Annotated in this window: 24 protein-coding genes and 1 pseudogene; 13 read left to right on the forward strand and 12 right to left on the reverse strand. The window is 62.4% G+C overall.

What is annotated here, in order from left to right; translation table 11 throughout:
* Positions 1–110 precede the first annotated feature (110 nt).
* The 12 genes from SALA_RS12845 (at position 111) to SALA_RS12900 (ending at position 11,715) form a co-directional block, all read left to right on the forward strand.
* Positions 111–302, forward strand: a complete 192-nt coding sequence (locus SALA_RS12845; protein WP_084764754.1) for a DUF6771 family protein — start codon at positions 111–113, stop codon at positions 300–302.
* A 1-nt stretch (position 303) separates the two neighbouring features.
* Positions 304–633: a hypothetical protein gene (locus SALA_RS12850; RefSeq protein WP_041383350.1), complete on the forward strand. Its 330-nt coding sequence runs from the start codon at positions 304–306 to the stop codon at positions 631–633.
* A gap of 11 nt (positions 634–644) precedes the next feature.
* Positions 645–1,154 (forward strand): hypothetical protein, encoded by a 510-nt coding sequence (locus tag SALA_RS12855; RefSeq protein WP_011542795.1) that lies wholly within the window; start codon positions 645–647, stop codon positions 1,152–1,154.
* 14 nt (positions 1,155–1,168) lie between these two features.
* Complete coding sequence (locus SALA_RS12860) at positions 1,169–1,819, forward strand: SOS response-associated peptidase (RefSeq protein ID WP_011542796.1); 651 nt, start codon at positions 1,169–1,171, stop codon at positions 1,817–1,819.
* 255 nt (positions 1,820–2,074) lie between these two features.
* Entirely contained in the window at positions 2,075–2,836 is a 762-nt protein-coding gene (locus tag SALA_RS12865; protein ID WP_041384126.1) for a helix-turn-helix transcriptional regulator, read from the forward strand.
* 97 nt (positions 2,837–2,933) lie between these two features.
* Positions 2,934–3,560, forward strand: a complete 627-nt coding sequence (locus SALA_RS12870) for an acyl-homoserine-lactone synthase (protein WP_011542798.1) — start codon at positions 2,934–2,936, stop codon at positions 3,558–3,560.
* Positions 3,557–4,435, forward strand: a complete 879-nt coding sequence (locus SALA_RS12875; RefSeq protein ID WP_011542799.1) for a phytanoyl-CoA dioxygenase family protein — start codon at positions 3,557–3,559, stop codon at positions 4,433–4,435. Before SALA_RS12870 ends, SALA_RS12875 begins: the two co-directional genes overlap by 4 nt.
* Positions 4,432–5,043, forward strand: coding sequence for a GntR family transcriptional regulator (locus tag SALA_RS16490; protein WP_011542800.1), 612 nt, complete (start codon positions 4,432–4,434; stop codon positions 5,041–5,043). Before SALA_RS12875 ends, SALA_RS16490 begins: the two co-directional genes overlap by 4 nt.
* A gap of 254 nt (positions 5,044–5,297) precedes the next feature.
* Complete coding sequence (locus SALA_RS12885) at positions 5,298–5,906, forward strand: RNA polymerase sigma factor (protein ID WP_011542801.1); 609 nt, start codon at positions 5,298–5,300, stop codon at positions 5,904–5,906.
* Entirely contained in the window at positions 5,903–6,892 is a 990-nt protein-coding gene (locus SALA_RS12890) for a FecR family protein (protein ID WP_011542802.1), read from the forward strand. The genes SALA_RS12885 and SALA_RS12890 overlap by 4 nt, the downstream gene beginning before the upstream one ends.
* A 99-nt stretch (positions 6,893–6,991) precedes the next feature.
* Positions 6,992–9,523 (forward strand): TonB-dependent receptor, encoded by a 2,532-nt coding sequence (locus SALA_RS12895; protein WP_011542803.1) that lies wholly within the window; start codon positions 6,992–6,994, stop codon positions 9,521–9,523.
* Positions 9,524–9,534: 11 nt separating this feature from the next.
* Complete coding sequence (locus tag SALA_RS12900) at positions 9,535–11,715, forward strand: prolyl oligopeptidase family serine peptidase (RefSeq protein WP_011542804.1); 2,181 nt, start codon at positions 9,535–9,537, stop codon at positions 11,713–11,715.
* 7 nt (positions 11,716–11,722) lie between these two features.
* Here SALA_RS12900 and SALA_RS17170 read toward each other — a convergent pair whose 3' ends face one another.
* From SALA_RS17170 to SALA_RS17175, 4 genes are read right to left on the reverse strand one after another with little or no spacing between them, the layout of a single operon-like run.
* Entirely contained in the window at positions 11,723–11,866 is a 144-nt protein-coding gene (locus tag SALA_RS17170) for a hypothetical protein (RefSeq protein WP_153802699.1), read from the reverse strand.
* Between the two features lie 58 nt (positions 11,867–11,924).
* Positions 11,925–13,607: an asparagine synthetase B family protein gene (locus SALA_RS12905; RefSeq protein ID WP_192807421.1), complete on the reverse strand. Its 1,683-nt coding sequence runs from the start codon at positions 13,605–13,607 to the stop codon at positions 11,925–11,927.
* A gap of 29 nt (positions 13,608–13,636) precedes the next feature.
* The gene (locus tag SALA_RS16495) at positions 13,637–14,329 is read right to left on the reverse strand and encodes a lasso peptide biosynthesis B2 protein (RefSeq protein WP_153802700.1); all 693 of its coding nucleotides are present in this window, start codon (positions 14,327–14,329) and stop codon (positions 13,637–13,639) included.
* A 10-nt stretch (positions 14,330–14,339) separates the two neighbouring features.
* Positions 14,340–14,474, reverse strand: coding sequence for a benenodin family lasso peptide (locus SALA_RS17175; protein ID WP_137865550.1), 135 nt, complete (start codon positions 14,472–14,474; stop codon positions 14,340–14,342).
* A gap of 739 nt (positions 14,475–15,213) precedes the next feature.
* On the opposite strand from SALA_RS17175, the gene SALA_RS12915 reads away from it, so the two are divergent.
* Positions 15,214–16,605 carry a tyrosine-type recombinase/integrase gene (locus SALA_RS12915; RefSeq protein ID WP_011542807.1) on the forward strand — a complete coding sequence of 464 codons (1,392 nt, stop codon included), beginning with the start codon at positions 15,214–15,216 and terminating at the stop codon, positions 16,603–16,605.
* Positions 16,606–16,840: 235 nt separating this feature from the next.
* On the opposite strand, the pseudogene SALA_RS16920 reads toward SALA_RS12915, so the two are convergent.
* The 8 genes and pseudogenes from SALA_RS16920 to SALA_RS12960 form a co-directional block, all read right to left on the reverse strand.
* Positions 16,841–17,790: pseudogene (locus SALA_RS16920) on the reverse strand (IS481 family transposase).
* A 159-nt stretch (positions 17,791–17,949) separates the two neighbouring features.
* The gene (arsH, locus tag SALA_RS12930; RefSeq protein ID WP_011542808.1) at positions 17,950–18,693 is read right to left on the reverse strand and encodes an arsenical resistance protein ArsH; all 744 of its coding nucleotides are present in this window, start codon (positions 18,691–18,693) and stop codon (positions 17,950–17,952) included.
* A 27-nt stretch (positions 18,694–18,720) separates the two neighbouring features.
* Positions 18,721–19,812, reverse strand: a complete 1,092-nt coding sequence (arsB, locus tag SALA_RS12935; protein ID WP_011542809.1) for an ACR3 family arsenite efflux transporter — start codon at positions 19,810–19,812, stop codon at positions 18,721–18,723.
* A complete protein-coding gene (gene arsC / locus SALA_RS12940) occupies positions 19,809–20,240 on the reverse strand; it encodes an arsenate reductase (glutaredoxin) (RefSeq protein ID WP_011542810.1) in 432 nt (143 codons plus the stop codon). Before arsC ends, arsB begins: the two co-directional genes overlap by 4 nt.
* A complete protein-coding gene (locus SALA_RS12945; protein ID WP_011542811.1) occupies positions 20,237–20,776 on the reverse strand; it encodes an arsenate reductase ArsC in 540 nt (179 codons plus the stop codon). The genes arsC and SALA_RS12945 overlap by 4 nt, the downstream gene beginning before the upstream one ends.
* On the reverse strand, positions 20,773–21,222 hold the full coding sequence (locus tag SALA_RS12950) for an ArsR/SmtB family transcription factor (protein WP_322785225.1): 450 nt from the start codon (positions 21,220–21,222) through the stop codon (positions 20,773–20,775). Before SALA_RS12950 ends, SALA_RS12945 begins: the two co-directional genes overlap by 4 nt.
* A gap of 784 nt (positions 21,223–22,006) precedes the next feature.
* Positions 22,007–22,393 carry a Cu(I)-responsive transcriptional regulator gene (cueR, locus tag SALA_RS12955; RefSeq protein ID WP_011542814.1) on the reverse strand — a complete coding sequence of 129 codons (387 nt, stop codon included), beginning with the start codon at positions 22,391–22,393 and terminating at the stop codon, positions 22,007–22,009.
* On the reverse strand, positions 22,390–24,753 hold the full coding sequence (locus SALA_RS12960; RefSeq protein WP_011542815.1) for a heavy metal translocating P-type ATPase: 2,364 nt from the start codon (positions 24,751–24,753) through the stop codon (positions 22,390–22,392). Before SALA_RS12960 ends, cueR begins: the two co-directional genes overlap by 4 nt.
* Positions 24,754–24,848 lie beyond the last annotated feature (95 nt).

Genomic DNA, 24,848 nt, shown 5'->3' on the forward strand with positions numbered 1-24,848 from the left:
CCCCCGCGCTCGCTCGCGGCGGCCTGCCGCCGCGGGACCGAGGATCATGGGCGGGCCCAGCCGTGCGCAGTGGGCTTGCCATGTTGTTCTTCCTATGTTCTCATATGGGCATGGACAGAATCGATACCGCCCGAGTCGCAGAAACCCTGCTTGCCGCTCCCGGCTGGGCGCGCGTGGGCCTCACCGCACCTACAAGTCACATGCGCGTCGAAGCGGCGTTCGAGCTTGCCCGCGTCATCGCCGAAAGCGTGGGTGGAAGCCCCGAGCCCGCGCATATCGACCAGCTCGGGCTTTCGCTGTGACGTGGGCGGCTGGACCAGAGAAGGTGGGCGGCGCGCAACGCATCTGTTCGAGGCCGCGGCATGGTATCAGGCGGTCAGGCCGGTGTGCCGCTGCGGCCATAGCGCGACCTTCGATCCTTATGGTCTGTGGTGGAAGTTCCAGCGCAAGATGTGGGACGATGATCTTGGCAAGGCGCGCGAAAAATTCTGGTGCGCGCGCTGCAAGGCACGGACCGGCAAACGCGTTCGGCCGATCCGGCTCGAACTGGTCCAACCGAGCAAGGACGATATTCAATTGCCCATGCCCGACGAACGTGAATGGAAGCGCGCGCTGAGCCGCTTCCGGGCCTAGGAGACCGTCCGATGGACATCGAGAATGACGACGCCCTTGTGGGCATTGGCAAGAGCCATCGCGTGATCATCTGGGATGGACAGCAGGAGCGTGAGAAGGAGCTCCACTGGGGCCTGCCGTCTCACAATCCCGACATCTTTCAGATTCCGCTGCTCAAGTCCGAGACCGCGATCATCGACCGCCCGTGCCTGCTGCTTGCCAATGAGTTCGGTTTGGTGAAACGGGGACGCACAGTTTATTCGGCGAGCCTCATCGGCGAACCTTTCCTATGCATCGCGGCGACCTGGCGCCCCGGGAACCGCGATTGGCCCGACAGTTTCGCGGCGCTCACCGTCCCCGCCTATGCCGATCTTGCGCATCATAAGGACCGCCATGTCGGGGTGGTTCATCCTGACGATCTCTTCGACTGGTTGATGGGAAAGCGTCCACCGCTGGACTTGCTGCGGCCCTTCCCCAAGGATAGCTTCAGGATCACGCCGCCGATCCAGCAGAATTTCGACGACCTACTCGGAGCGGCCTGACGGAGGGCCGCCCGATGTGCAACCTGGTGACGCTGAATTCGACGGTCGACGAGGTGGCATCCTATTTTAAATCGCGCCGGCCGCAGGCCACCAACGCCTCGCCCGGCGATGTCTATCCCGGCGGACAGGGTTTCGTGGTGAGGCAGGACGGCGGCGAACGCGTTCTTCAGGCCATGACCTGGGGCTTCCCGGTGCGCCTCAAACATATGAAACCGACCAGCAAGCCGAAGCCGGTCAACAATGCGCGCGACGACAAGCTGATGTCCTTCTGGCGCCCCTGGTTCACCAGCCCCGCACATCGCTGCCTCATCCCTTTCACCTCCTTCGCCGAAGCCGAAGGCGAGAAGGGCAAGATGACGCGAACCTGGATCAGCGTGACCGACCAGCCGCTCGCCGCATGGGCGGGTCTCTGGCGGCCGACCGACGAATGGGGCGATTGCTATACGGGCGTGATGGTCGATGCGACCGAGGAACTGTTCCACATCCATGATCGCATGCCGGTCATCCTGCACCCCGAAGATCATGATGCCTGGCTTTATGCGCCTGCCGAAGAGGCGATGGCGCTGGTCGCAAAATATCCCGCCGATCGCCTCGCCGTCGAGCGCACCGAAGTACCCTGGTTCAGCCGCAAGGCGCCGCCCGCGGATGCGCCATCACTGCTCTGAAAACGGGCGGTGTGCAGCCGGAATAGATCCAGAAGCGGGTCCGATTGTCAGACCCAAGCCCTTTACCCGGATTATCAACCTGTTACATCTCGCTGACCGATCGATCGCCATGCGCCGGGCTGCGGGAACAGCGGTCGGACAGGGCGTGAGGACCCGTCGGAAATTCCCCCGTTCGCCCGCGCCGAAATGGAAAAGGTTCGCGGCGATAGTTGGAGCGGACCGCAGGCGAGCGGGTCGGGAACGCGCCGGCGGCCGATGAACGATGTGAAGCATTATTATCTGACAGAGGAACTCGCACAGGAATTTACAGGAGCAGACAGAGAAGAGCAGCTCTTTGCCGCACTGACCAAGGCTGCGGGCCGAATGGGGTTCGACCATTTCGCGCTTGCTTTCGATCGGCGCGGAACCGGCGAACCGGCGTCGATTCTCGTGCACAATTATCCCGACGCCTGGGCCAAGGTCTATGTCGGCTTCGATCTCAGCGGAACCGATCCGATCCGCCGCGCTAGCGAGCGATCGCTGACCGGCTTCGAATGGCGCCACGTCGATCGCTATATTCCGCTGAGCCGCGGCGACCGCCAATTGCTGTCGGTGGCGCGCGATAGCGGCGTCGGTGACGGCTTCACGGTTCCTCGCCATCTGCCCGGCGAGGCATCGGGAACCTGTTCCTTCGCAGTCCGTCCGCACGCGGACATTCCGGCGGACATGCTCCACGCCGCCGAAATCCTCGGCGCGATCGCCATCGCTTCGGCGCGTGAGTTGATCGGCTCCTCTCCTTTACGGCCACGCCCGATACTTACCGAACGGCAACGCGAATGCGTGCTCTGGTCGGCGCGCGGCAAGACCGCCGGCGAGATCGCCGATATTCTCGGGATCAGCGAAGAGACGGTCGTGCGCCACCTCAAGATGGCGCGCGAGCGCTATTCGGTGCATTGCCGCTCGATGCTGATCCTGTGCGCGCTGTTCGACGGGCTGATCGGCTTCTCGGACATCTACGACTGGTGGCGCCCGAACTGACGCGCCACGCATAATCGCAAAATCCTTGCCCAGAAATGGGCATGGCGGCCGCAAAGGATCGATGGTCTGATTCCGGCTCCACAGCCAAGGAATCATCATGATCGCACAATCGACGCGGGCGCCCGACGCGCCCGGGGATGCCGCGCTGCGCGGCATGTTTGCCGCGCGAAAGCAGGTCTTCATCGACCAGCTCAAATGGGATTTGCCCGTCCTCGACGGCCGTTTCGAGCTGGATCAGTTCGACACGCCCGACGCTCGTTATCTGATCCTGCTCGACCCGCACGATCTGCGTCATCGTGCTTCGGCGCGGCTCCTGCCCACCACGGCGCCGCACCTTCTCGGCGACATCTATCCGCATCTCTGCACCGATGGCCCGCCGACCGGCACCAGTATGTGGGAGATAAGCCGCTTCTGCCTCGACCCCGCGCAGACGCCCGACGAGCGCCGCGACGCGCGCAACCAGCTCGTGACCGCAATTGCCGACTATGCGCTGAACAACGGGATAAATGAATATGCCGGGATCGCCGAGGCGGGCTGGTACCATAGTATCAGCAAGTTCGGCTGGGTTTGCCGCACGCTGGGACCCGTCCACCGAGATACAAATTGCCGGATCGTCGCGTTCAACATCACGATCGACGAAGACACGCTCCCCGGCCTGAAACGAACGGGGACCTATGCGCCGCTCATGCTCAAATATGAGGAAGGCGGGGAGCCGGCGCTATGAAGAAGGATCTCACCGAAGCCGATCTTTGCGCGATGCTCGTCGAGGAATTGCGCCGCACCGGCTATTGCATCGTCCGCAACGAGGCGATCGCCCGCGTCCACGCCCTGGCGAAGGATCTCGACCCGATCTTCGCCGCGACGCCCTTCTGCGAAGGCAATTTTTACGGCTGCCGCACCAAGCGGTTCGGCAGCCTGCTCAAGCGCTCGCAGCATATGGCCGCATTGGTGCTGAATCCGATCATCCTCCCCGCCGTCGAGACGATCCTCGGAACGGGATGCGACCGGATCCAGCTCAACCTCACCCAGGCAATCGAGATCCATCCGGGCGAAGTCAGGCAATATCCGCACCGCGATCAGGATATGTGGCGCGGCGCCGATGGCGCCCAGGAATATCTGGTCAATGTCCTATGGCCGCTCACGCCCTTCACGAAAGAAAATGGCGCGACGCGCATCTTCCCGAACAGCCATGGGGCTGCGGGCATGGCAAAGACCGATCTCGGCCAGCCGATATTCGCCGAATGCGAGCCGGGGTCAGCGATCTGCTTCCTCGGATCGACCGCACACGGCGCGGGAACGAACCTCAGCAAGGAAGTCCGGCGCGGCGTGCTCGTCAGCTACAGCCTCGGCTGGCTCAAGCCCTATGAAAATCTGTGGCTCGCCTATCCCCCCGAGGTCGCTCGGCATTTTCCGCCCGAACTGGCTGCGCTCGCCGGTTATGCGCAGCATCGCCCCAATCTCGGCAATTATGAAGGCCAATGCCCTTCGGTCTTGCTGACCGATGAAAGGCCCGCCCATCTCGGCGCGATCGATGCCCTGCGTCCCGACCAGGCCGAGGCGGTCGCCACCTTCGCCGCCACCGAAAGGACAGGCGCATGAGCCCCGCGCACGTGTTCGAGCCGACCTATGAGGCGATCAAGCGCCGGCTGATGACAGGCGAATGGGCAACTGGTGCCAGAATCGAGGCCGCGCGTCTCGCCGATGACCTCGGGGTCAGCATGACCCCGGTACGCGACGGTCTCTACCGCCTCAATGGCGAGCGCATGGTCGACTTCACGCCGGGCGACGGCTTTCATGTTCACCGCCTTACCGAGACCGAGTTTCGCGACCTGCTCGAGCTGCACCTGGTCCTGCAACTCGCCGCGCTCGCGACAGCGCCAAATCGGCTGGCAACGCCGGTGAGCGCCGATCAGCCCTATCCCGATCGGATCGCCGATCTGTTCCTGGCGGTGGCGGATCGATCTTCGAACTCCGAGATCGTCGCCAACATCGCCGCAATCGGTGACCGGCTCCAGTTCTCGCGGCATTTCGACGCCGCGATCCTTGGCGATGTCGAGGCTGAATATAAATTGCTCGAGGCGGCCATTGTCGATGCCGCACCGCAGACCGAGATGCGGAGCCTGCTGCTCGGCTATCATGAGCGGCGCGCGCGCGAGGCCAATGCCTATGCGCGCGCACTCGCAGCGCATCCCGGCCGCCAGTCCTGAGCGGCCAATATTGCCGGATCGACGCTTTTGCTTGTCACAGCCGCCCGCAATTGACATGATTCGGGCGCGCGGGAGCATTGCTGGCAGCTTTCGCGCGAACTATTTCGCCAGGCATTATATGCGCCAGTCCTTGACCGGACCGGCGGCCGAACCGGACCCTGGATCGCACAAGCGACCGAACGGCGGCGCAGCACTGGGAGACGAGCATTTCGCTTCGGCGGGATGGTTCGGCTCGTGCCTTCGGGACAATTGCTGTGTCTTCCTGTACCTGCTGCGACGACGCTCCGCTACGCCACCCCTTTTCGGTGTCGTCGGCCTGTCATGTGCATCCCGACGATCGCCCGGCACCGGCCGAACATCGGCCCGCCACCGGACAGGATCTGGAGACGGTGTATCGCACGCACCGCTCGTCGCTCTTTCATTTCCTGCGCCGCAAGGCGGGACCCGAGGAAGCATCCGACCTGGTGCAGGAAGTCTTTGCTCGTGCGGCAGGCAGCGAGCAACGGCATCAGCTCGTCAACCCGGGCGGCTTTCTTCGCCGGATTGCGCAGAATCTGCTGATCGACCGGGCGCGACGCCGCAAGTCTGCGCCGAAAGCTCTATTTTCGCTGCGCGAAGAAAGCGATGCCGTGACGCCCGCCACGCAGGAATGGAATCTCGAAGCGGCGGACCTTCTGGAACTTTACGAGAAGGCCGTTGACGCAATGCCGCCCAAGACGCGCCGCGTCTTTCTGATGCACCGGGTGGACGAACTTTCCTATCGCGAGATACATGAACAGCTCGGCATCAGCATTGCGACGGTGGAATATCATATGATGAAGGCGCTCGGTCGGATCGCGAAGGTGGTGGACAGCGAGAAATGACGAAGGCCGGCGACGACGATTATCCGGTCGACGAGGTTGCGCGGGCTTGGCTCGTCAAGATGCGCGGCGAGGATGCGGAGGTGCTGCGCGGCGAATTCGACGCGTGGTTACAAGCATCTGCAGAACATCGCGAAGCCTATCGGCACGCCGAAAAGCGGATGGCGGCGCTTGCGATCCTCAAGACGTCACAGCGCCACGGAACCACGCATGCCGAGGCGCGCCGCGGCCCGATGCGCGGCTGGTTCACATGGGGAGCGGTCGCTACTGCGTTCGCGCTCCTGATCATCGCGATCGGGGCCGCGGGCGCCCCCTTTCCCGGCCAGCCAGGCGGCGGCGCGACGGCTTTTGCCGCCGAACCTCTCGAGACGCAGCGCGGCGAGATTCGCACCTTCCGGCTCGTCGACGGTTCGCGCGCGACGCTCGACACCGACAGCCGGCTCGACGTGGCCTTTTCGCATGGCGAACGAAGCGTTCGTCTCGTGAGGGGCCGGGTTAGACTGTCGGTCGCGCCGGGCGATGTGCCACTCCGGATCGAGGCCGGGCGCGGCGAAGCGACGGCAAACGATGCGGAAATCGATCTGCGTCTCGCCGCATCGGGGAGAGTGGTCGCATCGCTGCGCCGCGGCGCAGCAGAGGTACGCGCGGATGCAGACGTCGATCAGACCATGCCCCTCAAGGCGGGAAGCGCTCTCGCCTATGGACCCGGCAACCGGTTGGAACCTGTCGCGGCGCCGGCGGCCGTCATTCAGCCAGACTGGACCGAAGGTTGGGCAGATTATCGATCGATCAAACTCGGCGCGCTCGTCGCGGAAGCCAATCGCTACGCTGCGGTGCCGATCGTGATCGACGAAAGCGCAACAGCCGCCCGCGAAGTGTCGGGCCGCTTCCACATCAGCCAGACCGACGCTTTCGCCGAGCGGATCGCCATATTGTTCGGTCTCGCCGTCGAACGGAGGTCTGACGCCATCCACCTCCGCCGCCGATAAATTTTTTACCGAGCGACTAAGGTCGCTCCTATCTTCCCGTCATCGCACCCCCACTGGCCGTCTGCCTGATGCACGGCCGAGAATATTGGGGGAGTGAAAATGTCGATGAAATCCCGTTCGCTGGCCGCACTGCTCGTCGGCACAGCAGCCTTGCTTTCGCCCGAAGGCGCGCAGGCCATGCAGGCGCCGCGCCAATCCTATGATATTCCGGCGCAGGATCTGGGCGACGCTCTGCGCCGTGCCGCCGCGCTCGCCGATATCGAGCTCTATGTCAGCGCGCAGGACATCGAAGGGAAGAGGGCGCCCGCCGTGCGGGGTCAGCTCACGCCGCGCGAAGCCATCGAGGCGCTTCTCGCCGGCAGCGGCCTCACGGCGCGTTTCGAGAGCCGGTCGGTCATTATCCTGAGCGACGCCGCCGTTCCGGCCATCCCCGCGGGCGAGCCCGAAGTCATCATCGTCACCGGGTCGCGCATCGCGGGCGCTCCTGCCGCCGCGCCGGTTATCGACATCAGTGCCGAGGATATTCGCAACGCGGGTCATGCCGACCTCGGCGAGGTGGCGCGAAACCTGCCCCAGAATTTCGGCGGCGGGCAGAATCCCGGGATCGGGTCGGGTCAGGGCGTCGCGAACGAGAATGGAAACGTCAATGGGGCCTCGACCTTCAACCTCAGGGGGATAGGGCCGAGTGCAACGCTGACGCTGCTCAATGGCAATCGCTTTGCCTACAGCGGCACGCAAAGCGCCATCGACGTGAGTGCGATTCCGGCAGCGGCGGTCGAACGGATCGAGATCGTCACCGACGGCGCGTCGGCGATCTACGGCGCCGACGCGGTGGCGGGCGTGGTCAATATCCTGCTGCGCAAGGATTATGAAGGAATCACGACGAGTGCCCGGCTCGGCGGATCGACCGACGGGGGCAATTTTCAGCAGCAATATGGGCTGCTCGGGGGCGCAAAATGGTCCGGTGGCGGCTTCCTTGCGGCCTATGACTATTTCGAGAATAGCGCGATCCTTGCGCGCAATCGCAGCTATGCAGCGAGCAGCAACCCCGCCTCGACACTCTACCCGGAGCTCAAGCGGCATAGTTTTCTGCTGAGCGCTCATCAGCAGGTGGTTGCCGGCGTACAGTTGAAGACCGACGCGATCTACAAGCGCGGCGATATGACTTCGGTGCGCGGTCTTATCGTGGACCGTCCGATCACGACGCGCGGTACGATTGTCACCAATGAGTTCGAAACGTTCGGGATCGCCCCAACGCTCGAGGCCGAGATCGGCGGCAGTTGGAACGCGCGTATCTCCGCTTTCTACGGCAGCGATGATACCTATGGCGAGACGCAGAATTTCACCAACGGTGTGGCGACGCGCCCCATTCGCATATTCAACAATCGCAGTGTCAGCGTCGAAGCCGGTGTGGAGGGCGCGATCTTCGCGCTACCCGCCGGCGATGTGCGGCTCGCCGCCGGCGGCGGCTGGCGTCGCAACCGGCTCGTCGCAGAGGTCAACGGCCGTGGTTTCACCGGACGCCGCGACAATCTCTATGCCTATGGCGAGCTCTTCCTGCCGCTGGCCAGCCCTGCACAGGACCTCGCCTTCCTGCACCGCGCGTCGATCACCGCAGCGCTGCGCTTCGAGGATTATTCGGATGCCGGGAGCATCGTGATTCCGAAGCTCGGCTTCGTCTATGCGCCGGCTGCGGAACTGAGCATCGGCCTGTCGTGGGGCCGGTCCTTCAAGATGCCGACGCTCAACCAGCAGTTCAGCGGCTACACGCCGGTGCTGCTGCCTGTGACCGGCTACGGTACGATGTTCCCGGCGGGTTCGACCTACATCTATCTCGGCGGCCGAAATCCGGACGTCGGTCCCGAGCGATCCGAGAATATCACCCTGAGCGCGACCTTCCGGCCGTCACCCCGGCTTCAGATCGTCACCAGCCTGTTCCGGATCGATTATCGCGACAGGGTTGCGCCGCCCTTCGGCTCGCCGCTCGGAACGCTGAGCAATCCGCTCTACGCCGATTTCATCACCTTCAACCCGTCGGCCGTGTTGCAGGCCGAGGCGATCGCCGGCGCGGCCGATCCCCTCGGGAACGGAACGAGCGGCCCATATAGTCCTGCCACGGTGATTGCGATCATCGACGGCCGCGACCGGAATATCGCCGCGCAGCGCTATGAAGGCGCCGATCTGGCGATCCGCTACCGGGCTCCGCTTGGCAAGCAGACGGTGACGCTCACCGCCAATGCCACCTGGCTCGACAGCCGGCAGCGACTGCTACCCGGCCTTCCGAACATCGATCTGGCCGGCACGATATTCAATTCGCCGCACTTTCGCGCCAGGGGCGGCGCGACCTTCGGTGACGAGCGCTTCACACTGGCGGCCTTCGCCAATTTCACGGGCGGCGTAACCGATCGGCGGCGCGCCGTGCCGGTGAGTGTCTCACCCGTCACGATGTTCGATCTCTCCGCACGCGTGAAGCTTGGGCGCCTTGCCGAAATATCGGTCAATGCGCTCAATATCCTCAATGCCAAGCCGGATATGACTGCAGTCGCGTCCGCTAGCGACACGCCTTTCGATACTACCAACTATTCGGCTGTCGGGCGTTTCCTCGGCGTCACGATCAGCCGCGACTGGTGAGGAGCGCCGATATGAAAATCGCACTCCGATCCGGCCTCCCGGCCGTGGCGCTCCTTGCCGCCGCGGCGCTCTCCCCTGCCGCGCAGGCAGGGGAGAGCAAGGGCAGGCCCTGGACGCTCGAGGATATCCTCACAGTTCCCGAAGTGAATGAAATCGCGCTGTCGGACAATGGCCGCCTCGCGATTTACGCTGCCGAGATTGCCGACCTCGATGCCGGAAAGCCGAGATCGCATATTCGCATCGTGGACGTCGAAACTGGTCGGACGAAGGAATTGCTGACGGTCGATACCATCAAGTCGCTGCGATCCGTCCCCGGGACACAAGACTGGAGCGCTTTGGTAGACCTTGGCGAAGGCCAGCAACTCTACCGGATCGACACCGAGGGCAAGCTGCTGCCACTGATCGTGAACCCCAACCCCGTGCCGGTGGGAAAGGCCGACATGTCTTTCCCGCTCGGCGGCGGCATACGCCCCTCGCATATCGGTATCCTCGACTATGACTGGTCACCCGATGGCAAATGGCTTTGGTATTCACAGCTCAGGGCCAAGTCCGACGGACCTCGTGTCCGGTTCGATGAGGAAGTGACCGCCCTACTTGGCCGGAGACGGTCAACGATCGACGTCGAAGTCGACTTTTTTCTTCGGAATCCTGAGGGAGACACGACGAGGATCATGGCGCGCCCATCGACAGATCGCGTCGCCACCCGTGGTGGGGGGCGCGTTCTGTGGCGCGGCAATGAAGTCCAGTTTCGGATCGAGACGAGCGACGGCACTTTGGGCGGTGCCTTCGAATTCGTGGCGTGGAACCGCGTCAACAGGACGGTGCGCACGCTCGCGAAACAACGCGACTTGCTCAGCATGTCGATTCTCGTCGGCCCGCGCGGTGGGCAGCTTTCGACAAGCGGTCTGGGCAGCGATCGGGAGTTGATCGAGACCTCGGCAGAAGGTCGACCACACAGCTATGGTCGTGTCGCATTCGACATCGGCGATTCTCGTTCGGCTGGCTGGAAACGTAGCCGCGATGGCAAACGGGTGGTGATCGGGACCAGGGGGCTCGGCGACGCGCGCTATGGTCTCGCGCTCATCGATAAAACAGGGGTGCGTGAACTCCGCGCGGACGCGAGCCTTACGCGATGCGGCTTCGACGGCATGCTCCGGTCTGCCATTTGCGTCGAGGAAGGCATGTCCCGGCCGCCGCGCCTCGTTCGCGTGGATCTCGGCACAGATAAGATCACAGACCTTGGTCCCATCTCACCAAGACATGAGGAGATCGAACCTCTTCAGACAATTGCACGCACCTTTGTCAGTCGCGACGGCTATTGGTCGAGCGGCTATGTCTTGCTCCCGCGCGGCCACCGTGCCGCCGACCGACACCCAGCGGTGGTCGTGACCCACGGCACCGATGCAGACGACCGCTTTGCCGAGCCCGCAAACCAGTGGAACTATCCAGTCCAGCTGCTTGCTGAACGCGGTTATGTGGTTCTTCTCCTCAACGACCCCTCACCCGGCCAGTCGAAGGATTTGATGGACGCCATGCACGCCTGGCTACGCGGTAAAGGTCCCCCCGATCCTGAAACGGTTCAACAAAAACTCTGGCTGACCGGCGTGCACAGCTTCGAGGATGCCGTGACGGAACTTGCCGCCGAGGGGCTGATCGATCCGGCCCGCGTCGGCATCGCCGGCTACAGTCGCGGCTCCCAAATGGTCAACGTTACCGTGACCAACTCAAAAATGTTTCGCGCGGCCTCGAGCGGCGATGGCGGCTTTCTGGAACCCGCCGGCTATGCAACGGGGCGCTCCAGTTATGATGCGGTCTATGGCGGTGCCCCGCTCAGCGACAATATCGAACGCTGGCGCCGATTTGCGCCGTCGCTGAATGCCGACAAAGTCTGTGCCGCGGTGTTGCAGCAAGTGGCTTCGGCATCGCCGTCACAGATCGAACTGTTCGAGGCTTTGCGTGCGGCGGGCGTGGCAACCCAGATCAGCTACTATCCGGGAGCAACAGCGGCGTCCGACGAGACGCATGTCTTCTACCTGACAACCAACCGATTGCGCGCGATGCGCGAAAACATTGCGTGGTTCGACTATTGGCTGCTCGACAAGCGGGACGCCGATGCGCCTTTCCCAGATCATGTGGTGAAATGGGATCGCTTGAAGAAGAACTTGCCAGATCGCTGCGCCGCCGCGCCTTGATCCGTGCTCAATCGTATTCGCCGATTCCTGCGAAGGGTATGTAGCGCGAGCCGGTGTCTTCCTCGACGGGGCCGACCGGTTCCAAACCGCGCGTCTGCGCACTAATCGCACCAAGGTCCAAAAGCTCCAACTTGGCGTCTCTGTCTTCCATTGCTCTTCCTCCAAATTGCGGTTCGAATTGAACGCGCATCACATTCTTGTTCTCATGATCAATTTCCCTCCCAATATCGGGCCCAATTCTCTGCGGCGACGAATGTGAGGATCCTGTCGATGCGATCCGTGCCGCGCCAGCTTGGGTCTTCGGGTGTGTCAAGAAGAGCAAGATCCAAGATCCCCGACTCCGCAAGGATCCCGCCGCGTAGGCGATCGTGGAGCGCAGATCGGTGGGCGCGATAGATCGACAGGTGAAAGTCGCCAGGTCCGCCCTTTTGTGTTCGCGCGGTGATCAACTCCGGTAAACATCCCTCGAATGCTTTTCTCGCCACAGCGCGATTCTGTCCTCCGGCGATCCAATCCCAAGTCGGGATCGCAAGACAGGCTTCGATGATCGGCTGCGACATCAGCGGGGCAATGTGGGGAGGCATCGTCGCGCGCGGATAAAGCTCGATGCCCTTCTGCGCTCGCATCAGAAATGCGGCGTGTACAGTCTTCCCCGGAAGAATGTCGTCAGGCGCATCGAGCCAGGGGTGGGAGGCGCCCTCCGCCCTGATCTTTCGTCCGACTTCCTTTCCCAGGCCCGCAAGATTGATGAGAGGACTATGCCGCCCTCGATTTCGTCGATAGCGGTCCCAGCCGTGCTTCAAGACTGTCTTGGTATCGGCTCCGGTCAACAGGGTGAGATCGTAAAGGGTGGACGCGAGGGATGGCCGCGGACCTTCGGCCAGAAGCCGATCAATAAAGGGCACAGCGCTTCGTACACCACAAAGGATGCCGTCGCCGCCATTGCCGGAAAAGAAGGCATCGACGGGTAGTTGGCCGAGCAAGCGCCGATGGATCGCCTCATTGGTCTGCTTGTAGAGCGGAGCAACGGGCCAAGGATGATGTGGCGCTGCCGAGACGGTGACGTCAATGTCTTGCAGCTCGCGATGCTCCTCGATCAGCAGCGTGCCGATCGACTCTGCAAGCGCCCGGGCGTACCTGCGCTCATCTCCATCGAAATCGGGGCTCACCAGATTCAGACAGGTCAGCCTCTTGGCCATATTCGCTGCCGAGGCCGCAACAATCGAGGAGTCGAGCCCGCCCGACACGCCGACCATGATCGAGGGGAAGCAGGTAGCCCACGCTCCGACGCAGTCCGCTATCGTGCGCCTCAATGCGTCAGCCATATCGTCGGCGCCAAGGCCGGAACTGGCGACATGATCCCAAGGCGACCAATATTGCTCGGTCCGTAATTCACCCTTGTCGATGACCAGGCATTCGCTGGCGATCAGTTCTTCGACGTCCGATACACATGTCCGTCGCCCCCGAAGATCGCCACCCGCCAGGATGCGAGCGATCTCATCGAGATTTGCCGAACCAGGGGCGGGGTTAGCGAGGTCAGTAATCGATCCTGCAAGCGTCACGCGGCCGCGATCGCGGCGGACATAGCAAGGAAGAAGTCCCGATGGATCGCGAAATATCCGTACCGCACCCCCTGGGTCGGCATGGACCATGACGTAACCGCCCCAATATTGCCTCAGCAGCCGTTGCGCATCATTGGCCGCAAGACCATCGCCCTCGCCGACTTCAAAAGCCTCGACCCGGCGGCTGGGTGGGCCTCTCGTAAAAAGATGACCGATGATGACGGTCCGAGGAGGCACTGCGATTGCCGGTTCGGCGGTCCATATCCTCACGCCAGATATTTCGAAAGTCGGCGGTCCCTGCTGCTCCGGAGCCTGACGGTTGGTCGACATCTCGACCTCAATTCGAAACCCGCCTTTCATCAGACGGCGAAGATCGGTCGATAGTGGAGAACCATGTCCAAGGAGTCGGTCAGGACGGTATCGCCGACCTGAACCCAACTATGGGCGGCGAAGGGCATGGTGACGCCAAACACAAGCGAGGCTGCCACGCCGCGGCACCCAAGCATCCGTGCCATGGCAATGCCGCGCACGAGGCATTGGTCATCTGATGACATATAGCGCTTGGCGCGAACGAACGCGGCGGCGATTTCGCGGCAATCGTCCGCACTGGATGGCGCCAGTCGATCCGACCTGCGTCCCAGGCCGGTTACAATATCGGAAAGAGACTTGTTTTGAAGATCGCGGCGGGCTCGTCGCTGCTCCCAGATACAGAATATTGTCGTCGCCATAGAAGCCTTGGCGGTCGGCTCATCAACGAGACTGCGCGCAGCCAGCGGTGGAAGGATTGCAGGCGCAGGTTTACCGGTTTCATCGTCGGCGAGAAGGCCGAGGTCACGCAGATGATGTTCATCCGCAGACGTCCCGCCACCGCTCAGCACTCGGCCAAACTGTTCCGCTGATTGATCGGTGAGAAGAAAATAGCGGTCGGCGGAGAGATCGAACAAGACGAAGCCACTGTCAAACTGACAGTAGTGCAGGCCCGATCGCAGCATGGCGGACATTTCGATAATTGCGCGGGGCAATGCGAATGGCGTGCCGCATGCGAGCGGCACGCCACCGCTTTCAGTCGTCGGCCGTGATGCCGCCGGCGAACAGATAATGTTCGCCCTGATCCTCGTCGACCGGTCCGAGCGGCTCGATACCGCGGGTTTCGACGCTGATGGCGCCGAGGTCGATCAGTTCGTTGAAGTCTTTCATTGCTTCTTCCTTCCCAATTCGCGACCAGAATGAGTCGCATTCAGGAAGTTATGCCTCGGGCAGAGTGGCATCCATTTTATAATCCAATAATAATCGGATACCCATCAATCTCCCAAAAAAGTGACCGAGCCAAGGAAACGCACGTCGGGGCGCGCACCACTACCTTTAGCTTTCGCCTGGACATCCGTAGCGGAACCCGGTCACACACTTCAACAATTGCGAAGTGCGCGATTTCATCCCCGATCAACGGAACAATTAGCAATGACAACTGGAACCGAAATTGGATGTTTCTGCGAACTGCATCGAGGTTCGATGGACAGGTCTCCAAGACAGGGCCTGCGATAGCCGCAGCCGCTTCCCATTCGTAGACGGCTTATGGTCGACCTTGCAGATTCATTCCGATGCCACGATCCCAAGTGGTGACATTATGGGGACAAAACCCATCAAAGGCCGCTTTGTCACCAAACGTCGCAGTGCGCCTGGAGGTCTAAGTCACTGGAAAATGTAGGAAAACTGGAGCGGGCGAAGGGATTCGAACCCTCGACCCCAACCTTGGCAAAGTTGTGAAAGCCATTTTCGGGTTTTCTCCAGGCTACGCCATTCTACTACTAATATACTGATATATATCTTGATTTCTGGAATTTCTTACGCTATCCTTGTCTAGAAAAACACGCCGATTTCCGAATGGCGTGGTCGCCCGGTGGTCGCCCAGAATGGGGTGCCTAACAAGGAGAAAGTGATGGTTCAGGGCACCATTCTTCTGACCAAACGAGTCATCGACGCGGCCGTTTCAAAAGGGAAGCGCTACGACATCTGGGATAGCGAGATTCCCGGTTTCGGTCTCCGGGTGGGCGTGAGCGGGACAAAAACGTTCGTGCTCCGATACCGCGCTGAGGGCGGTGGACGCGGGGCGCCGAAGCGGCACGTCACGGTCGGACGCTTTGGTCCCCTCACTGTCGAGATGGCCCGGCGACAGGCCAAGCAGCTCCTGGCCAAGGCAACCGTTGGCGAGGATCCGGCCAAGGCGCGAAACGACAAGCGCGGCGAGATGCGGATCAGCGAACTGATCGATCTCTATGAGAAGCAGGGCTGCTATATCCAGCGCGGGAAACGGCAGGGCGTGCCCATGAAGCCGCGGACCAAGCAATATACGCTTGCACGGCTGCGCCATCATGTCGTCCCACTACTCGGCAATCGCCGTGTAACCGAAGTCAACACAGGCGACATCGAGCGCTTCTTCCGTGACGTAGAGACTGGAAAGACGGCGCGGGACGACAAGATCGGCCCGCGCAAGCGCATTGTCGTGCGAGGCGGCGAAGGCGCCGCGCGCAAGGTATTTCGAGACCTGTCCGCCGTATTCAGTTTCGCGCGGCGCAGCGAGATCGTCACCCGCAACCCTTGCGAGACTGCGGCGGTCAAGAAAACCGACAACCACAAGGAACGCTTCCTCACGCTCGAGGAGGTCAAGCGCTTCGGCGAAGGCCTGCGCGAGCTGGAGAAGGACGGAACCAACCGCAAGGCGCTCGACATCATGCGCTTGTGGATGCTGACAGGATGCCGCCGCGAGGAGATTGCGAGCCTCAAATGGCAGGAGGTCGATTTCGAGCATGGCTGCCTGCGTTTCGGAGATAGCAAGACAGGCAAAGCGGTGCGGCCGATCGGTGCCGCTGCGATCGCCGTGATCAAGACAATCGAGCAGACTGGGGATTCCGAGTTCGTTTTTCCCGCTGGGGAAGGTGATAGCTATTTCCGAGGCTACAAGACGCCGTGGAAGAAGGTCGTCGAGAAGGCTCGGCTACCCGGCGTGACGCCGCATACCTTACGGCATACGATGGGTTCGACGGCGATTTCGTCCGGCGAAGCGATGGCATTCACTGGGGCGATCCTGGGACATACCAATCCGCGATCAACGGCCATCTATGCGCACGTCCAGCACAGCCCGGCCCGGCGCGCCGCCGATCGCGTAGCAGAACGGATCGCCGCAGCGCTTGCCGGCATGAGTGACTTGGAAGTCGATGCCCCGGCTCCCGACGAGGATGAGGAGCTACTCCGCAGAGTGGCCGAAACGCTGATGAAGGGCGGCGCGGAAGCCGACCGCCTGCGGGTCGTCATCAACGCGCTCGCACCCTGATTAGGCAGCGGGGGCTGATTATTCTTGTGCAGAACCGGTGCAGTGGGCTTTTGTGTGGGATCTGGCTGGCGCCGGCGAGCACGGCAGGAATGATGCTCAAGCTCTGAGGCGGAAAGGCTGCCGCAGCCACTCGTAAGCGGAAGCTCCACTTCGTGAGAATTTTCCACCCTCAGGCCCGCAAGCGGGCACTCAGCTAATGTCGTCGCCGAACATCGTTGGGCCGAGCGCGAAGCGTCTAGATGTTTGGTCCCGGCATTTGATGGTGCGGATTTAGGCTGAAACGTTCCGGTTCGTTTGTCCAGCATTTGCAGATGTATTCGTATGGGGTGAGGCCGCGCAGGGTCTTCAGGCGCCGGGCGTAGTTGTAGGCGTTGATGAAGTCGTGGAGGTGGGCGGTCAGCTGGGCATGGCTATCGTAATGGTAGCGCTTGACGGTGGCTTCCTTGATGGTCCGGTTCATTCGTTCGACCTGACCATTGGTCCAGGGATGCTTCACCTGGTCAACCGGTGCTCAATGTCGTGCTCGTCGCAGACCCGGTCGAAGATGTGATGGAAGGCGTATCTGTGGCGCGTCTGATTGGTGAACTGGATGCCGTTGTCGGTCAGCACGGTGTGGATGGCGTAAGGTACGGCAGCGATCAGATTGCGCAGGAACTGGGCGGCGATCATCTTGCCGGCTTCCCGGTGCAGCTCGACGAAGGCGAACTTGCTGGTCCGGTCGATCGCCACGAACAGCCGCAGCTTGCCCTCGGCCGTCTGCACCTCGGCGATGTCGATATGGAAGTAGCCGATCGGATAGGTCTTGAACTTCCGCTTTGGTTCCTTGTCTCCCGTGATCTCGGGCAGCCGGCTGATCCCGTGGCGTTGCAGGCAGCGATGCAACGATGATCGGGTCAGCGACGGGATCGTCGCCTGCAGGGCATAAAGACAGTCATCCAGCGGCAGCAGCGTGTGCTTGCGAAAGGCAACGATGATCGCTTCCTCCTCGATGCTCAGCACTGTCGAATGCACATCGGTGGGACCGGTGGGCAAGTCCTTCACCGCCGTGCGCTGCTTCCACTTGGCGACGGTCTTCTGGTTGATGCCGTAGCGCTTGGCCAGAACCCTCAGGCTCTCTTGACTATGTTGTATCGCTCGACGGACCGCCTCTGTCGTGCGGGCGCTCCCGTGTAAAATCTGGCCCATAGTGCATCCTTCCAGGCTTGCGCGGATGATGCACCATCAAATGCCGGGACCAAACATCTAGATCGAGCATGGTTGCCTTCCGGGTGAGAGATCTTCGTTGCTATCGCACCGCCAGCGGCTGAAAGCGTCATTCCGGTTGCGACCGGGACAACGGCAGTCTCAGCGCTGGCAAACAGCGATGCTCGACAAATCCTTGGCCGGGTCGATGACGATGCCCGCAGACTTGCGCTCGGAATAGCGGTCGACGAGTTGCTCGGCGTGCGGCCGCAGCAGTACGGTGAACCGGACCAGCTCCTCCATCACATCCACGATCCGGTCATAATAGCTCGACGGCTTCATGCGCCCCGCCTCGTCGAACTCCTGGAACGCCTTGGCCACGCTCGACTGGTTGGGAATGGTGAACATCCGCATCCAGCGGCCGAGCAAGCGCAGCGTGTTGACCGCGTTGAATGACTGCGATCCACCCGACACCTGCATCACCGCCAGCGTCCGGCCCTGGGTCGGGCGAAGTCCCTTCATTTCAAGAGGGAGATGATCGATCTGCGTCTTCATGATGCCGGTGATCTGGCCGTGCCGCTCCGGGCTGCACCAGACCATGCCTTCGGACCACATCGCGTGCTCGCGCAGTTCGTGGACCGCCGGGTGATCGTCTCCCGCGACCTGATCGGGCAGCGGTAGATCCTTGGGATCGAAGATACGCGTCTCGGCGCCGAAGAAGCGCAGCAGCCGTGCCGCCTCCTCAACCGCGAGGCGCGAATAGGAACGCTCGCGCAAGCTGCCGTAGAGCAGCAGGATGCGCGGCGGCGGCGTGATCGCTCCGAGCCCGAAGGCCGGGTGCTCGTGGGCGAAACGCGGATCGAGATGGGGCAGATGGTCAGGGTGGGGAAGCGTATGCAACGACATCGTCGAACTTTCGAAAATCTACAGGAATTAGGCGAGGCTCGCTGGGCGGTTCTCGTACCAACTCCGGGTGCGCTTCACGATCGCCACGACCGAGAGCATCACCGGCACCTCCACCAGCACGCCGACCACAGTCGCGAGCGCCGCCCCCGAGTTGAGGCCAAACAGGCTGATGGCGGCGGCGACAGCCAACTCGAAAAAGTTCGAGGCGCCGATCAGCGCAGCCGGCGCGGCCACGCACCATGCGACGCCGAATCGTTTGCTCAGCCAGTAGGCAAGCCCTGCATTGAAATAGACCTGGACCAGGATCGGCACCGCGAGCAGAGCGATGACGAGTGGCCGGGCAAGGATCTGCTCGCCCTGAAAGCCGAACAGCAGCACCAGCGTGGTGAGCAGCGCCAGCAGCGAGACCGGACCGAGACGGTCGAGCAGTGTCTGCAGCGCGTCCGCACCGCCGCGGGCGAGAACCGCCCGCCGGATGACCTGCGCGACCATCACCGGCACTACGATATAGAGCGCGACGGAGAGCAGCAGCGTTTCCCACGGTACGGTGATCGAAGCGACCCCGAGCAAGAGGCCGACGATCGGCGCAAAGGCGAACACCATAATGAGGTCGTTCAAGGCAACCTGGCTGAGCGTGTAGTTGGGCTCGCCCTCGCAAAGGTTCGACCAGACGAACACCATCGCCGTGCAGGGCGCGGCCGCGAGCAGGATCAACCCGGCGATGTAGGAGGAAATCTCGCCCTGCGGCAGCAGCGGCGCGAACAACCAACCGATAAACAGCGTGCCGAGCAGCGCCATCGAGAAGGGCTTGACCGCCCAGTTGATGAACAGCGTGACGCCGACGCCCTTCCAGTGCTGCCTGACCGAGCCGAGTGCGCCGAAATCGATCTTCAAGAGCATCGGCACGATCATCAGCCAGATCAGCACCGCGACGACGAGATTGACGCGGGCGATCTCGGCCGAAGCGATCGTCGCGAACAGCGCCGGCAGCCATGATCCCAGCGCAATGCCGGCGACGATGCACAGTGCGACCCAAAGCGTCAGATAACGCTCGAAGAAGCCGATACCGGGTCGGTTCTGCGTTTCGGCAGGGGCAGCCGCAGCGATTCCGTCGCTCATGCCGACACCCGGTTGCCCGCTTCGTCGATGACCTGTTCGCCGTCCTCCTTGGTGAAGGCACCTTGCTGCGGCGTCGGCAGGATGTCGAGCACCACTTCGGATGGACGGCACAGTCGCACGCCCAGGGGGCTCACGACCAGCGGGCGGTTTATCAGGACCGGGTGCGCCATCATCGCGTCGATCAGCGCATCGTCGGTCAGTCTTTCGTCGCCGAGGCCGAGTTCGGCATAAGGCGTGCCTTTCTCGCGCAGCAGGGCGCGCGGCGTAAGCCCGGCACGCTCGATCAATTGCTCCAGCAAGGCGCGCGAGGGCGGCGTCTTCAGATACTCGACGACATGCGGCTCGATGCCGGCGTTGCGGATCATTGCCAGCGTGTTGCGCGAGGTGCCGCACTCGGGATTGTGATAGATGATGATGTCAGAAGTCACGCGGAAGGCTCCGTATTGGTGTCGATGCTGGCGCGCGCCTGGTCCTTGCCGATCGCCTTGAGCCGGGTCTGCAGGCTCATCCGGTCGAGCCCTTCGAACGGCAGGTTGGTGAACAACGAGATGCGGTTGAACAGCATCCGGTAGGTATCGAAGAACGCCGCGTGCTGAACGGCTTCGTCATCCTCGATCACGGCCGGATCGGGTACGCCCCAGTTGGCGGTAATGGGCTGTCCCGGCCACACCGGGCAGGTCTCGTTCGCGGCATTGTCGCAGACGGTGAACACGAAATCGAGCGGCGGCGCATCCGGCCCGGCAAACTCGTTCCAGCTCTTTGAGCGGAACTGGCTCGTGTCGTGGTTGAGCCTTTCGAGCAGATGCAGGGTGAAGGGATGAACCTCGCCCTTGGGCTGGCTGCCGGCGCTGAACGCGCGGAAACGCCCACGGCCTTCGCGGTTCAGGATCGCCTCGGCAATAATCGAGCGCGCCGAATTGCCCGTGCAGAGGAACAGCACGTTCAAGAGGCGTTCCTCGGTCATGCGCGTCCTTCCTTTCCACAGCGGCTCTTGAGTGCCACATCCGCGAGCGGCGCGCAGATTTCCGGCGCGCCGTTGCAGCAATCCTCCATCAGATATTCGAGCAGCGCGGTCATGTTCTCATAGCGGGCGGTGTAGATGATCGACCGCCCTTCGCGGCGGCTGTCGATCAGGCCGACATTCGAAAGGATGTTGAGGTTGGATGAGAGCGTGTTCGGCGGCACAGCGAGCCGGCGCGCGATCTCGCCGGCGGCGACGCCCTCGCGGCCAGCCTGAACGAGCAGGCGGAATATCGAAAGACGACCCGTGTGACCGAGGGCGGACAGGGCGGCGGCGGCGTTCTTCAGTTCCATGGTTCGGCTGTAGCGGAAATGTCGAAGCGTGAGAATGCCCACCGGGATGTACGGAACGGTAGCCAAGCGCGTGGTAGGCACCATTTCGTCAGCCACGGCCGCGGACCTCGAACTGTCCCGATGACCCCGCCGGAAACGACTGCTCGCATCCTTCGGCCGGCTGCGGCAGTGTGCAGTGGTATAGCGGACTCTTGAGCCGGATTGTGAGCGGCTTGTCGGGGGCTGCCCGATATGTGCAAGTGCCTCCGGTGGCCCGGTTGAGGTGCAGCCGACCGTCTTTAGGGCCATTGGCCTCACGGACAGCATTTTTTCCTCTGCGATCCTGATAGTCGCAGCGCACGGTCCATGCGCCATCGCCTTTCATGCGAACTTGTAGCACTTCGTCGGGGGGTTCCCACTGAGCGAGAGCAGGCGTGGCAAAAATCAGAAACGCAATTGAGGCGATCGACCGTATCATTGGACATCCTCCGGCGCTCGAATCAATTCGATATTTCAACTAATCTGGAAATGAAGAATCCGCAACACCTCAAAGGATGATTGCTATATGCTCCTGCCGAGAGACTGCTTCCTTCCCGCCCATGTTGAGCGCGGCGGCGGCCAGCATCGAGCATAGCGACATCTGGAAGATGCGCCGATCAATGGCGCATTGAACAGCGCAACAAGCGCCCCAAACGCCAGATATCTCGATGGCCGCCGCCCTTCCGCCGGAGCATGGCTGGCGCTCAAGCGATCTGATCTTCGAGCCGTTCCGCGGTGACGATCCAGATCGCGCGATTGATCGTGACTGTCCGCTCGTCTGCATGTCTTGCGAAGCTTCGCGCACGCGCGTTGTGCATCGTCCTCCGAATGGCCATGGATCACATGGGCGGCCGCTCGGAGATCATTCCTGAAGCCGGTCGATGATTGGGCAGTCGGGCCGATCATCGCCGTGGCAATGCTTGGCCAGGGACAGCAATGTGCTCTGCATGGCCTGCAATGCCGCTGCCTTCTTCCCAAGTTCGGTGGCTCGTGCTTCCGCAAGTATCTTGACTTCGGAACTCGCGCGGTTGCGGTCGGCCCAGAGATCGAGGAGGCTTCGGATCTCCTCGATCGGGAAACCCAGGTCGCGGGCATTGGCGATGAATCGCAGGCGATGCACATCTGCATCGGAATAATCCCGATAGCCGCTCTCGCGTCGCGGTGGCGAAGGGATTAGGCCGATCTTCTCATAGTGGCGGATCATCCGCTGCGAGACCCCGCTCGTTTCCGATGCTGCTCCGATATTCATAGCGTTACCCGATTGAGTCTCAGCGCATTCATGACCACGCTCACCGATGACAACGCCATGGCGGCCGCCGCAAGGATCGGCGACAGCAGGATGCCGAAGAGGGGATAGAGCAGGCCAGCCGCAATCGGCACCCCGGCGGCATTGTAGATGAAGGCGAAGAACAGATTCTGCCGGATGTTGGACATGGTCGCCTCGCTCAGCCGCCGTGCCCGAGCAATCCCGTTCAAATCGCCCTTCAGCAGAGTGACGCCCGCGCTCTCGATGGCGACATCCGTGCCCGAACCCATGGCGATGCCAACATCCGCCGCGGCGAGGGCCGGCGCGTCATTCACGCCATCGCCAGCCATCGCGACGACGCGTCCCGTGCGCTTCAATCGTTCGACCACGGCGCTCTTCTGATCCGGCAACACCTCGGCCTCCACTTCATCGATGCCGAGCCTGCGCGCCACAGCCTCGGCGGTCGTTCGATTGTCGCCCGTTAGCATGACGACTGCGATGCCTTCCGCGCGCAAGGTGGCGAGGGCTTCGGGTGTCGTCTCCTTGATGGGATCAGCGATCGCCAGGATGCCCGCGCTCGCTCCGTCTACCGCGATGAAGATCGCTGTCGCGCCATCGCGACGCAGAGAGTCGGCCTGGTCGCTCAGAGCATCGGTGCCGACGCCGCTTTCCTCAAGGAAGCGCGCATTGCCAAGTGCAATCCGCTTGCCTTCGACCGTGCCAACGGCGCCCTTCCCGGTGGGCGAATCGAAGTCCGAGACTTCTGGCACCGCAATGTCCCGTTCCTGCGCAGCCGCGACGACCGCAAGCGCCAGCGGATGTTCGGAAGCACGCTCAACGCCAGCGGCGAGCCGCAGGATCTCATTCTCGTCGAACCCTTCTGCGGCTACGATATTGGTTACTGACGGCTTGCCCTGGGTGAGCGTGCCCGTCTTATCGACCACAAGCGTATCGACCTTCTCTATCCGCTCAAGTGCTTCGGCATTCTTGATAAGTACGCCAAGACCCGCGCCGCGGCCCACACCCACCATGATCGACATCGGCGTGGCGAGGCCAAGCGCACAGGGGCAGGCAATGATGAGCACAGCCACCGCGGCGATCAGTCCATAGGCAAAGCGCGGTTCCGGCCCCCAAATACCCCACGCGACAAAGGCAATGATTGCGACGAGTAGCACCCCCGGCACAAACCAGCCCGACACCTGGTCGGCCAGTCGCTGGATCGGCGCGCGCGAACGCTGTGCTTCGGCGACCATCTGGACGATACGTGCGAGCATTGTGTCGCGGCCGACCTTCTCGGCGCGGACGACGAGCGCACCGCTCTGATTGAGCGTGCCGCCGATAACATGATCGCCGATCGACTTGGTAACCGGCATCGATTCGCCCGTCACCATGGACTCATCGAGTGCCGAACGACCTTCCTCGACGATCGCATCGACCGGCACCTTCTCGCCCGGTCGGACACGAAGGCGATCGTCGACGGCGATCAGGTCAAGCGACACCTCCTCATCGCTGCCGTCGCTGCGGATGCGTCGCGCCGTCTTCGGCGCAAGGTTGAGCAGCGCCCTGATTGCGCCCGAAGTTCGTTCACGCGCGCGCAGTTCCAGTACCTGTCCGAGCAACACCAGTACCGTAATGACCGCTGCCGCTTCGAAATAGACCGCCACCGTCCCGTCGGAAGCGCGGAATGCCGACGGAAAAACGGCCGGTGCCGCCGTGGCGACGACGCTGTAGGCCCAGGCGACACCCGTGCCCATCGCGATCAGAGTGAACATGTTGAGCTTGCGCGTCCGGACGGATGCCCATCCGCGTTCGAAAAACGGCCAGCCCGCCCAGAGCACCACCGGCGTGCCCAGAAGGAGCTGGATCCAGGTCGATGGCCTGGCGGACACAAGTTGATGGAGCGCGGGAAACAGATGTCCGCCCATTTCGAGAACAAGAATGGGCAGGCTGAGCGCGAGCCCGATCCAGAAACGGCGCGACATGTCCACGAGCTCCGGACTGGGGCCGGCGTCGGCGGTCACGGTCTCCGGTTCGAGCGCCATGCCGCAGATCGGGCATGCGCCGGGATGATCCTGCCGGATCTCGGGATGCATCGGGCAGGTCCAGATCGCTCCATGAGGTACGTCCTCGGGCGCGACCCGGACGTCGGACAGCGTGCGCTCGGGATCGGCAACAAACTTGCTCCGGCATCCCGCGCTGCAGAAATGATAGGTGTGACCGGCGTGCACGGCGTGGTGCGGCGTGCGAGCGGGATCGACCGACATTCCGCAAACCGGATCCTTTACGACCGCAGTGCCTTCCGCGTGATCGTGCGCGGCACAGCCGGCATGTCCATCGTGCGTCGTTTCTTTCGAATCGGTCACAGCCCTTCTCCTTATCGACGCAAGCCGATCTAGGGTCTGACATCATGTTAGGGTCAAGGCCTTTCAAACCGACAATGGAGGCGAGCGTTCCCGGC

Source organism: Sphingopyxis alaskensis RB2256, assembly GCF_000013985.1.
Classification (GTDB): Bacteria; Pseudomonadota; Alphaproteobacteria; order Sphingomonadales; family Sphingomonadaceae; genus Sphingopyxis; species Sphingopyxis alaskensis.

Bases quoted from the DNA above. Each gene is read 5' to 3' on its own strand.
- SALA_RS12845 (WP_084764754.1), top strand. From the start codon at position 111: ATGGACAGAATCGATACCGCCCGAGTCGCAGAAACCCTGCTTGCCGCT.
- SALA_RS12855 (WP_011542795.1), top strand. From the start codon at position 645: ATGGACATCGAGAATGACGACGCCCTTGTGGGCATTGGCAAGAGCCAT.
- SALA_RS12860 (WP_011542796.1), top strand. From the start codon at position 1,169: ATGTGCAACCTGGTGACGCTGAATTCGACGGTCGACGAGGTGGCATCC.
- SALA_RS12865 (WP_041384126.1), top strand. From the start codon at position 2,075: ATGAACGATGTGAAGCATTATTATCTGACAGAGGAACTCGCACAGGAA.
- SALA_RS12870 (WP_011542798.1), top strand. From the start codon at position 2,934: ATGATCGCACAATCGACGCGGGCGCCCGACGCGCCCGGGGATGCCGCG.
- SALA_RS12875 (WP_011542799.1), top strand. From the start codon at position 3,557: ATGAAGAAGGATCTCACCGAAGCCGATCTTTGCGCGATGCTCGTCGAG.
- SALA_RS16490 (WP_011542800.1), top strand. From the start codon at position 4,432: ATGAGCCCCGCGCACGTGTTCGAGCCGACCTATGAGGCGATCAAGCGC.
- SALA_RS12890 (WP_011542802.1), top strand. From the start codon at position 5,903: ATGACGAAGGCCGGCGACGACGATTATCCGGTCGACGAGGTTGCGCGG.
- SALA_RS12895 (WP_011542803.1), top strand. From the start codon at position 6,992: ATGTCGATGAAATCCCGTTCGCTGGCCGCACTGCTCGTCGGCACAGCA.
- SALA_RS12900 (WP_011542804.1), top strand. From the start codon at position 9,535: ATGAAAATCGCACTCCGATCCGGCCTCCCGGCCGTGGCGCTCCTTGCC.
- SALA_RS17170 (WP_153802699.1), bottom strand. From the start codon at position 11,866: ATGGAAGACAGAGACGCCAAGTTGGAGCTTTTGGACCTTGGTGCGATT.
- SALA_RS12905 (WP_192807421.1), bottom strand. From the start codon at position 13,607: ATGTCGACCAACCGTCAGGCTCCGGAGCAGCAGGGACCGCCGACTTTC.
- SALA_RS17175 (WP_137865550.1), bottom strand. From the start codon at position 14,474: ATGAAAGACTTCAACGAACTGATCGACCTCGGCGCCATCAGCGTCGAA.
- SALA_RS12915 (WP_011542807.1), top strand. From the start codon at position 15,214: ATGGTTCAGGGCACCATTCTTCTGACCAAACGAGTCATCGACGCGGCC.
- arsH (WP_011542808.1), bottom strand. From the start codon at position 18,693: ATGTCGTTGCATACGCTTCCCCACCCTGACCATCTGCCCCATCTCGAT.
- arsB (WP_011542809.1), bottom strand. From the start codon at position 19,812: ATGAGCGACGGAATCGCTGCGGCTGCCCCTGCCGAAACGCAGAACCGA.
- SALA_RS12945 (WP_011542811.1), bottom strand. From the start codon at position 20,776: ATGACCGAGGAACGCCTCTTGAACGTGCTGTTCCTCTGCACGGGCAAT.
- cueR (WP_011542814.1), bottom strand. From the start codon at position 22,393: ATGAATATCGGAGCAGCATCGGAAACGAGCGGGGTCTCGCAGCGGATG.